This window comes from Streptomyces silvisoli (assembly GCF_029269905.1).
In the GTDB taxonomy this organism is placed as follows: Bacteria; Actinomycetota; Actinomycetes; order Streptomycetales; family Streptomycetaceae; genus Streptantibioticus_A; species Streptantibioticus_A silvisoli_A.
In genome coordinates, this window is record NZ_JARJBC010000018.1 from 146,098 (window position 1) to 155,369 (window position 9,272).

Genomic DNA, 9,272 nt, shown 5'->3' on the forward strand with positions numbered 1-9,272 from the left:
CTGATCGTCGCCAGCTTCCGGTCGGGGTCGCCCATGTCCTCCCGGGTTACGCCGCAACCGGGGGTCTGGCGCAGGGCCTGGGTGCGGGCCCGGTCCTTCGCGATCCACTCCGCAACCTCTACCTGCTCGGCCGCTACAGCTTCGCTGCGGTCGGCGCCTTACGCCCCTTGCGTGATCCGGACGCATCGGAGCTGGACGAGGACGACGGAGGGGCGTCAGAAACTCAAGAGGGCATTGATCGGCCTGCGCCCGCCGCCATCACCTACACGGGGCGGGCATGGACGCCGATGCCGCCGGAGACGATCAGATTGTCGCCGGTTATGTAGCTGGCGCTGTCGGATGCGAGGAAGGCGACAGCTTCGGCAATGTCGGCAGGGGCTCCGACGCGGCCGAGGGGAACGCCTTCACCCCAGGAGGCGATCGTGTCCGGGGAGATGCCCATCTTGCTGTACGCGGGGGTGTTGACCAGGCCGGGGCTTACCGCGTTGACCCGGATGCGGCGTGGGGCGAGTTCGATGGCCAGGGAGCGCACGAGAGGCAGCAGAGCTCCCTTGGCAGCGGTCATGGCAGCGCCGAGTCCCTCGCCGGCGCCGACGGTGAACACCACGGACGCGCCTTCGTTCAGCAGGGGGAGCGCCTTTTTAAGTGTGAAGAAGTTGCCCTTGACGTTGATGTTGAACAGGGCGTCGAAGGCGGCCTCATCGGTGGATTCGATCGGGCCGGGGCGAGAGATGCCCGCGTTGAGGTAGAGCAGGTCGAGGGAGCCCAGGTGCTCACGCGCCTGGTCGACGGCCCAGCCGATGTCGGTCAGGGAGCCGGCGTCGGCCTGGACAGCGATGACGTCTCCAGGAAGGCCGGCGTCATCGATATCGCCGAGGCCGGTGACCATGACGCGATAACCGCGCGAGTGGAGCAGTTCCGCGGTGGCCTTGCCGATCCCGCTGGTTCCGCCGGTGATGAGTGCCGTCTTTGTTGCCAACGGTTGTTCTCCTTGCTGAATGCGCCAGGGCGCCTTCAGCCCTGTCGCCAGAGGCAGAAAGGACGCAGAGGCAAAGCGCCGCGCAGGCGCCCGGGCTCGCTTTCACGACAGCGTACGCCCGAATGACAGCGACTGCCAGAGCTCCTGTAAGTGCCAGCCTGGCAGGCTGCGCTAAGCTGATGGCATGACACAGGGAACGCAAGGCAAAGGGGCGACTACGCCCACTCTGTGGGATCGGACGCGGCAGCTGGCTGCCCAAGAGATCCTCCAAACCGCGTTGCGCCTGTTCACGCAGCAGGGCTACGACGAGACGACCATCGCGCAGATCGCCCGCGAGGCCGGCGTCTCCCAGCGCACCCTCTTCCGCTACTTCGGGACCAAGGAAGACCTCATCGGCGGCAGCGAGGAGCGGTTCGTCACCCTCCTGGCGGAAACCGTCCGCAAGCAGCCCGTCGATGCCGACGCCTGGGAGGCGTTGCGTGCGGCGTTCAAGGCCGCGCTCTCCCTGCACGCGACTCCCGAGGAGGCACTGGAGCGCTTCCGCTTGGTGCACCACACCGACTCGCTGCGCGCCGCCTACCTCGGGAAGCGCGTGCGCTGCCAGGAGGAGCTGCTGCCCCTGCTCGAAGCCAGACTGGCCGCCTCGGGGACGAACAGAGGGCAAGCCCGCGCCATCGTTGCGACAGCATTCGCATGCTTCGATGCCGCCACCGCAACGTGGCTCGATGGCAACGGGCAGGGCGACATTCTCGACCTGTACGACCAGGGCCTGGCCGCGGTACGCAGCTAGCGTTCTCGCAAACGGTCCTTTGCCCGAGCAAGGTCGATAACCGCGGTGGGCACCAGTCACCAGAACGGTCCGAAAGTCCTCAGGGGCGCGATCGGGTCCCTCGTGTCCGGCGAGGTGTCGCCGGTATCCGTCGGAAGCCGAATCAACGAACGGAGGCAGTGATGAAGATCGTGGTCGTCGGCGGTACGGGGCTCATCGGCTCGCAGGTGGTCGCGCTGCTGCGCGACAGTGGTCACGAGGCCGTGGCGGCCGCCCCCTCCACGGGCGTCGACACCCTCACCGGTGAAGGTCTGGCACAGGCTCTGACGGGCGCGGACGTGGTCGTGGACGTGCCGAACTCCCCCTCCTTCGATCCGGAGCCGGCGCTGGACTTCTTCACTCGCTCGGAGCGGAATCTGACCGAGGCCGAAAAGGAGGCGGGTGTGCGCCACCACGTCGTGCTCTCCATCGTCGGCGTCGACCAGGTGCCCGACTACGGCTACTACCGGGCCAAGGTCGCCCAGGAGGAAGCCGTGCGGAACAGTGGCGTTCCCTACACCATCGTGCGCGCCACCCAGTTCTTCGAGTTCATCGCCCCGGTGATGGACATGACCACCGAGGGCACGGAGGTGCACCTGCCGTCCCTGCGGCTGCGCCCGATGGCCTCCGCCGACGTCGCCGCCGACGTCGCGGACGCGGCGCTGGGCGAGCCGCTGTACGGCGTACGCGACATCGCGGGCCCCGAGGTCGAGCGGCTCGACCGGCTCGGTGAGATCACCCTGGCGGCGAAGCCGGACGGCCGCTCCATCGTCACCGACGAGGCCGCGAGCCCGTTCGCGGGCATGCCCGACGGGGTTCTCATCGGCGACGACACAGCCCGTCTCGCGTCCACCCGCTACGAGGACTGGCTGAAGCAGAGCTGACCGGTCCCCCCGTTGTCAGAGCGGCTACGGGCGTCCCGTGGGTCTGCGAGTCGACCGCTCGTAGGCCCTCAGCTTGTCGGGCGCCAGGACCCAGTACAGCCCGTCTATACCGTCCGGTCCCACGGTGACGCTCACCAGAGCGACCGTGACCCCATCCTGGACGAGCAGCAGGCTGGGCCAGCCGTTCGCCTCCGCCACCGCGTACTCGGCCCCGGGGAAGAACTTCTTCGCGAAGGCGCTGACCCTGGCCACGCGCTCGGCTCCCACGATCTCCACCCGTGCCACGCCGCGCATGCCGTTCCCGTCCGCGTAGGCGAGGACGTCCGCCGACAGCACGCTCTCGAGCGCGGCGACGTCACCGTGCTGCGCGGCGACGACGAAGGCCTCGACCAGCCGTCGGTGCTGAGCCGCCTCGACGGGTTCCCGGCGCTCGGCGGACAGGCGCTTGCGGGCCCGGCTGAGGATCTGCCGCGTATTGGCCTGGCTCAGCTGGAGCATGCCCGCGATCTCGTCGTAGGCGTAGCCGAAGGCCTCCCGCAGCACGTAGGCCGCCCGTTCCACGGGGTTCAGCTTCTGAAGGACCAGCAGCACGGCCAGCTCCAGCGCCTCGCCGCGCTCCGCGCCGACCTGCGGATCCACACTGGTGTCCACGGGCTCCGGCAGCCACGGCCCCACGTACGCCTCGCGGCGAACGCGCGCCGACTGAGCCACGTTGATCGCCAGACGCGTGGTGATCTTCGCCAGAAACGCCCCGGGATCCCGCACCGCGCTCCGCTCGGCGCCCTGCCAGCGCGGCCACACGTCCTGCACCACGTCCTCAGCCTCGGACACGCTGCCCAGGATGCGGTAGGCGATACCGAACAGCTGTGGACGCAGTCGCTCGAACACGTTCGCCGCTTCGTCGAGGGAGTCGTCGGTGAGCTGCTGCCCGTCCATGGTGCCGATGCCTCCGCAGGTCAACCGTCGTTCCCCCAGGTGAGCGGCCTCCGGCGCGAGGACGGCCCGCCCGCTGCGATCCCACGGCGGCTGCATCTCCGCCCTCGCCGCGTTGGGCTGTCACAAACGGGCAGGCTGTCTTGTCCTTCCTGGGGACAGTCCCTGTTTGGAGGAGAACATGCGCGCTGAGTTGAGTTGATCGCGTCCCTGCCGGAAGCGGCGGCTCGGATTCCGGCTGACGCCGAGGCCAGGGCCTTCCGGATCACCCTGCCACCCGGTGCCCCTGGTGCGCCGCCGCACCGGCACCCCGTGGGTCGACATGGGCATCACGACACCAACAACCGTTCGGTGCGCGGCCCCCCGACAGCAGCGACGCCCCGGCCTGTGAGACCACCGAACGGCCACCGCCCCCGACACGAACACGCGGGTAGCGCCCGACATGCTCCTCATCTGGAAGGTGCCTCCGACTGGAGTGGGAACAAGGGCCTCGACAATCCTCATCTTGCTGGTCGTGGGCACTGTGCGTTTTACCTGACCACCTGGCGGACAGCACACTTCATGACGTGACGATGGGGTGAATGCGATGCCTCTTGAGGGCGAGTACGAGCCGAGTCCGGCGCAGTGGGTGCGCGATCAGGTCGAGCTGTACGAGAGTTCGGGCGGCACGCAGGGATCGACGCTCTGGGACACGGGCCTGCCCATCGTCATTCTCACGACGCGCGGCGTGAAGAGCGGCAAGATCCGCAAGATCCCGTTGATGCGCGTGGAGCACGAGGGGCGGTACGCGGCCGTGGCCTCGAAGGGCGGCTTCCCACGTCACCCGGTCTGGTACTTCAACGTCAAGTCCGACCCGCACGTGGAGCTCCAGGACGGTCCCGTACGCCGGGACATGACAGCCCGTGAGGTCACCGGAGATGAGAAGGCCGAGTGGTGGGAGCGCGCGGTCGCCGCGTATCCGCCGTACGCCGAATATCAGGAGAAGACCGACCGTGTGATCCCCGTCTTCGTCCTGGAGCCCCCGCGCGGGTAGGAACCGACGCTTCTTCCTTCGTGAAAGCGCGAGGCTAGCGAGGGGTGGTGTACCTCATGACGCGGTCCCGACGGGCGCTGGGCGGGGCAGGCGTTGTCGAGCCGTTCGCGGGTCTATGACGCGACAGGATGTTGGTAGCGCAGCGCCTGGGTCGCGACCCGGGCTCCGAGGTGGCGTGCTGTGGACAGGTCGGCGGTGTTGACGGCGTCCGGGCCTTGGTCGTTCCAGGTCTGGGCGCCCGCGCCGAGGTAGAAGCCGAGGCGGTTGTCGTCCTGTTCGCTGCTGGTGGTGGTGTTCCAGCCGGGCATCAGGCCCAGGCTGACCCAGTGCATGCCGTGCTGTGCGGCGAGCAGGGCCAGGTACTGCAGCGTGTGCAGCTTGTCGCCGCTCATCGATCCGGAGTTGGTGAACCCGGACGCGAGTTTGTCCAGCCATTGCTGGGTCATCCAGCGCTTCGAGGTCGCCTCGGCGAATGTGTGGAACGCCCCGGATGCCGATCCCATGTAGGTCGGTGTCCCGAAGATGATCGCGTCGCTGGCATCGAGGATCGCCCACTTCGCGTCGGTCATGTCGGCCACGTCGACCATGTCGGCGCGGGCCTCGGGTACCGACTCGATACCGTCGCGCACGGCCTTGGCGATCTCGAGGGTGTGTCCGTAACCGGAGTAGTAGGCGATGGCGATTTGAACGGATGGCATGTCAGTTCCTAATTCGTGAGTAGGGGTTCCAGATCAGGTCGTGGGTGACCTGCTGGACTGTTGAGGTGATCTGGGTTCGTGGTGGCCACGTGGGCGCCGGGCTGACTCCTGTCAGTTCCCGGCCCGCCGAGGCCTTGCGAAAGAACGGTGGGGCCCGGCGTCTTCGGGCCACTGCGGAACCCCGCGCGGCCTCCCGCACGTAGATCGTTGTGGTGTGAGCCCGTCGCAGGGTGACCTCTTCGCTTCGTCCCGAGCCGTCGAGCTCTGCACAAGACAGAGGCCCCTGGGGCGCGCTGGTGCCACGAACGGCTAGTGAGATGGCGGACTGTCGAGTCCTGGAATTAGGTCGCCGCGTGGCCCGCACAGGCCCACCACCTGCGCGAACGGCAAGAGAATGGGGAACTGCATGACCGTGTTCTGCGGGATCGACTGGGCCGAGTCGCATCACGACGTGGCTCTGGTCGACGAGACCGGACACCTGCTGGCCAAGCGCCGCATCACCGACGATGCGGCCGGCTACCGGCTGCTGCTGGATCTGCTCGCCGAACACGGCGACACCGCTGACGAACCGATACCAGTGGCCATCGAGACCAACCGGGGCCTTCTCGTCGCCGCTTTGAACGCCGGAACGCGACCGATCTACGCGATCAACCCGCTGGCGGCGGCCCGCTACCGGGACCGGCACAGCGTCTCCCGTAAGAAGTCGGACCCCGGCGACGCCCTCGTTCTGGCGAACATCCTGCGCACCGACCGGCACGCGCACCGCCGACTGCCCGCCGACAGCCACCTCGCCCAGGCCGTCACCGTCCTGGCCCGCGCCCAACAGGACCCGGTCTGGAACCGCCAGCAGCTGGTCAACCAGGTCCGCTCGCTGCTGCGTGAGTACTACCCCGCCGCCCTGGACGCCTTCCTCGGCAGGCAGCACGGCCTGGCCCGCCCCGAAGCCCGAGCGGTGCTGGCCGCGGCCCCGACGCCGGCCAAGGCCTCCAAGCTGACACCGGCCCAGCTGCGGGCCGCACTCAAACGTGCCGGTCGCACTCGCGGAATCGACGCCGAGGCCGACCGCCTGCGCACCGTCTTCCGCGGCGACTACGCCCACCATCCGCAGGCCGTCGAGGACGCCATGGGATACCAACTGCTCGCCCTGATACGCCAGTTGGATGCCGCCTGTCTGGCCGCCGAGGAACTCGCGACGGCGGTGGAGGAGCATTTTCGACGGCACCCGGACGCTGAGATCTTGCTCAGCTTCCCCGGCCTGGGAGTACAGCTCGCCGCCCGGGTGCTCGCCGAGATCGGAGACGACCGCACACGCTTCGCCGACGCCCGCGCACTCAAGGCCTACGCGGGATCGGCCCCCATCACCCGCGCCTCGGGCAAGAAACGCTACGTCGGACGCCGGTTCATCAAGAACGACCGGCTGATCGCCGCAGGATTCCTCTGGGCCTTCTCCGCGCTGCGGGCCTCGCCCGGAGCCGACGCGCACTACCGCCGACGGCGCGAGCACGGGGACTGGCACGCCTAGGCCCAGCGCCATCTGTTCAATCGGATGATCGGCCAGCTCTACCACTGTCTGCAGACCGGGCAGTCCTTCGACGAGCAGCATGCTTTCACCTCCTCAGCAGCAGATCTGGCCGTAGCGGCTTGACTTCTTAGGCACGTGAGATGTCTTTCGTCGTGCAGGGCTGGCCTAGGATTCGCGTGAGCCTGCGGTCTCGGTCATGTCCGGGTAGCGGTCGCCGGCAACCTGCTCGGCAATCGGGTCCAGGCGTGTGAGTTCGTCGTCGGTGAGGGTGATCTCGAGCGCGGCCAGGTTCTCGGCCAGTCGCGTCGGCGTGCGGGTGCCGGGGATCGGCACCACTGTCAGGTTCTGTACGACGGCTTGTCGGTGCAGCCAGGCCAGAGCGATCTGTGCCATCGAGGCGCCGCGAGCGTCGGCGATCCGGGCGAGGGGTGTGAGCAGTTCGGCGTTGCGCCGGGCGTTCTCGCCGGTGAAGCGGGGGAACACGGTGCGGACGTCGTTGCCCTGCAGTCGGGCGGGCATCGAGCCGGTCAGGAAGCCGCGCCCGAGCGGCGAGTAGGGCACAACGCCGACGCCGAGTTCGGTGGCGGCCGGCACCAAGGTGCGCTCGATGTCGCGAGTGAAAAGCGACCACTCCGACTGCACGGCAGCGATCGGGTGGATGGCGTTGGCTTCGCGCAGCTCATCGCCGGTGACCTCGCTCAAGCCCAGGTAGCGCACTTTGCCCTGCGTTACCAGCTCGGCCATCACTCCGATGGAGTCGGCCAGCGGCACCGTCGGGTCGCGGCGGTGCATGTAGTAGAGGTCGATCACCTCGAGTCCGAGACGGGACAGGCTGCCGTCGACAGCCTGTCGGATATAGCGCGGGTCGTTGCTCACGGACATCGAACCGTCCTCGCCGCGGACGCTGCCGAACTTCGTGGCGATGGCGACCTGCTCACGGTGAGCCTGCACGAACGGGGCGAGGAAGCGTTCGTTATCGCCGCGGCCGTACATGTCGGCCGTATCGAACATCGTCACGCCCCGCTCAAGAGCCGCATCCAGTGTCGCGCGGGCGGCCGACTCGTCGGTATCGCCGTAGAACTCGCTCATCCCCATGCAGCCGAGGCCCTGCGCCCCCGCCGTCAGACCCCGACTACCGAGCCGGACCTGCTTCAACCGCCTGCGGTCAGCCACTTCTGCTCCTCGAGTCCACTTCCACTCCCCGCTTGTTGACGTCGGTAACGCTAGAACCGTACCAGCGTCAGTGTCAACGTCAACAGCTATCGGTTATCATCGGCACATGCCAGACAACGATCGACGCGGCAGCGGGTCGGACGATCAACGCGAGCGCATCCTGAGCGAGGCGGTGAAACTGCTCGCAGAGGCCGGGCCGTCCGGGCTCTCCACCCGAGCCGTCGCGGCGGCTGCCGGAGTCCAGACGCCGACGCTGTATCGGCTCTTCGCGGACAAGGACGGGCTGCTCGACGCGGTGGCCAGCTTCGGCTTCGAGAGCTACCTCGCCGAAAAGCGCGCCTTCGAGCCCAGCGAGGACCCGGTCGAGGACCTGCGCCGAGGTTGGGACGTGCACGTCGAGTTCGGATTGGCCAACCCCGCCATCTACATGCTGATGTACGGAAACGTGCGGCCGGGCCACCGGCCCGCGGCTGCGGCGGAAAACCGCGCCATCCTGCGCGGCATGCTCGAACGCGCCAATGTGCAAGGCTTGCTCCGTGTGCCCGTCGAGGCGGCCACGGTGGCCATCGAGGCGTCCACGACCGGCGCGGTTCTGCTCCTGCTGGCCCAGCCGGAACACGCGCGACACGCCCAACTGATCCGACCACTGCGCGACATCGTGCTCGACGCCGTTACGGAGCAGGCGACATCCCGCGCCGACGACCGTTCCCCCATCTTCGACCGCGCACAATCACTACTCGGGATCGTCACCCCCGCCGACGACGCCGACCCCGTCACCGACGCAGGCTTCAGCGTCTTCGAAGCCGGCCTGCTGCGTGAATGGCTGGTACGGCTCGCCGAGGCCCACCGACCCGCCGATGGCAGCGACCGGAGGTCTCGGTAACTGCGGCTAGTGTCCTGCGCCAGTAGTTGTTCGTTAGTTGTTGTGTGACTTCTGCTGCTGGTGCGTCGGTTCCACGTCGGGGGCCGAAGTTGGAACCGTTGCTGCTGTCTGCCGATGAGCAGACGGTGTTGGAACGGTGGACGCGTCGAGCGACGTCCTCTCAGGCGCTGGCCCTGCGAGCGCGAATCGTGCTGGCGTGTGCGGGCCCGGAGGTGCCACCAATCGTCGCGGTCGCGATTTGCGGGTGACCGCCGATACGGTCCGCAAGTGGCGGCGCCGGTTCCTTGCCGAGCGGTTGGACGGCCTGGTTGACGAGCCCAGGCCGGGTCGGCCGCCCACTGTCGGGGTCGATCAGGTGG

At 68.1% G+C, this 9,272-nt stretch carries 9 protein-coding genes and 1 pseudogene; 6 read left to right on the forward strand and 4 right to left on the reverse strand.

The features are described from left to right. Positions 1–262: 262 nt before the first annotated feature. The gene (locus tag P3G67_RS25760; RefSeq protein ID WP_276095621.1) at positions 263–979 is read right to left on the reverse strand and encodes an SDR family oxidoreductase; all 717 of its coding nucleotides are present in this window, start codon (positions 977–979) and stop codon (positions 263–265) included. A 184-nt stretch (positions 980–1,163) separates the two neighbouring features. On the opposite strand from P3G67_RS25760, the gene P3G67_RS25765 reads away from it, so the two are divergent. Together P3G67_RS25765 and P3G67_RS25770 are read left to right on the forward strand one after the other, a co-directional pair. Continuing rightward, positions 1,164–1,769 (forward strand): TetR/AcrR family transcriptional regulator, encoded by a 606-nt coding sequence (locus P3G67_RS25765; RefSeq protein ID WP_276095622.1) that lies wholly within the window; start codon positions 1,164–1,166, stop codon positions 1,767–1,769. A gap of 161 nt (positions 1,770–1,930) precedes the next feature. Then, the gene (locus P3G67_RS25770) at positions 1,931–2,671 is read left to right on the forward strand and encodes an SDR family oxidoreductase (RefSeq protein ID WP_276095623.1); all 741 of its coding nucleotides are present in this window, start codon (positions 1,931–1,933) and stop codon (positions 2,669–2,671) included. Positions 2,672–2,695: 24 nt separating this feature from the next. On the opposite strand, the gene sigJ is transcribed toward P3G67_RS25770, so the two are convergent. After that, positions 2,696–3,607 carry an RNA polymerase sigma factor SigJ gene (gene sigJ / locus P3G67_RS25775; protein ID WP_276095635.1) on the reverse strand — a complete coding sequence of 304 codons (912 nt, stop codon included), beginning with the start codon at positions 3,605–3,607 and terminating at the stop codon, positions 2,696–2,698. A gap of 583 nt (positions 3,608–4,190) precedes the next feature. Between sigJ and P3G67_RS25780 the strand changes: the two genes are divergently transcribed. Beyond that, positions 4,191–4,637 carry a nitroreductase family deazaflavin-dependent oxidoreductase gene (locus P3G67_RS25780; RefSeq protein ID WP_276095624.1) on the forward strand — a complete coding sequence of 149 codons (447 nt, stop codon included), beginning with the start codon at positions 4,191–4,193 and terminating at the stop codon, positions 4,635–4,637. Between the two features lie 113 nt (positions 4,638–4,750). On the opposite strand, the gene P3G67_RS25785 is transcribed toward P3G67_RS25780, so the two are convergent. Then, a complete protein-coding gene (locus P3G67_RS25785; RefSeq protein ID WP_276095625.1) occupies positions 4,751–5,335 on the reverse strand; it encodes a flavodoxin family protein in 585 nt (194 codons plus the stop codon). Between the two features lie 406 nt (positions 5,336–5,741). On the opposite strand from P3G67_RS25785, the pseudogene P3G67_RS25790 reads away from it, so the two are divergent. After that, positions 5,742–6,980 (forward strand): annotated as a pseudogene (locus tag P3G67_RS25790) (IS110 family transposase). A 42-nt stretch (positions 6,981–7,022) separates the two neighbouring features. Here P3G67_RS25790 and P3G67_RS25795 read toward each other — a convergent pair. Beyond that, positions 7,023–8,030 carry an aldo/keto reductase gene (locus tag P3G67_RS25795; protein ID WP_391858346.1) on the reverse strand — a complete coding sequence of 336 codons (1,008 nt, stop codon included), beginning with the start codon at positions 8,028–8,030 and terminating at the stop codon, positions 7,023–7,025. Positions 8,031–8,136: 106 nt separating this feature from the next. Between P3G67_RS25795 and P3G67_RS25800 the strand changes: the two genes are divergently transcribed. Continuing rightward, the gene (locus P3G67_RS25800; protein ID WP_276095626.1) at positions 8,137–8,913 is read left to right on the forward strand and encodes a TetR/AcrR family transcriptional regulator; all 777 of its coding nucleotides are present in this window, start codon (positions 8,137–8,139) and stop codon (positions 8,911–8,913) included. A 244-nt stretch (positions 8,914–9,157) separates the two neighbouring features. Then, a partial coding sequence (locus P3G67_RS25805; protein ID WP_276095637.1) for a helix-turn-helix domain-containing protein occupies positions 9,158–9,272 on the forward strand: 115 nt, incomplete at its 3' end.

Bases quoted from the DNA above. Each gene is read 5' to 3' on its own strand.
- P3G67_RS25785 (WP_276095625.1), bottom strand. From the start codon at position 5,335: ATGCCATCCGTTCAAATCGCCATCGCCTACTACTCCGGTTACGGACAC.
- P3G67_RS25800 (WP_276095626.1), top strand. From the start codon at position 8,137: ATGCCAGACAACGATCGACGCGGCAGCGGGTCGGACGATCAACGCGAG.
- P3G67_RS25770 (WP_276095623.1), top strand. From the start codon at position 1,931: ATGAAGATCGTGGTCGTCGGCGGTACGGGGCTCATCGGCTCGCAGGTG.
- P3G67_RS25780 (WP_276095624.1), top strand. From the start codon at position 4,191: ATGCCTCTTGAGGGCGAGTACGAGCCGAGTCCGGCGCAGTGGGTGCGC.
- P3G67_RS25765 (WP_276095622.1), top strand. From the start codon at position 1,164: ATGACACAGGGAACGCAAGGCAAAGGGGCGACTACGCCCACTCTGTGG.
- sigJ (WP_276095635.1), bottom strand. From the start codon at position 3,607: ATGGACGGGCAGCAGCTCACCGACGACTCCCTCGACGAAGCGGCGAAC.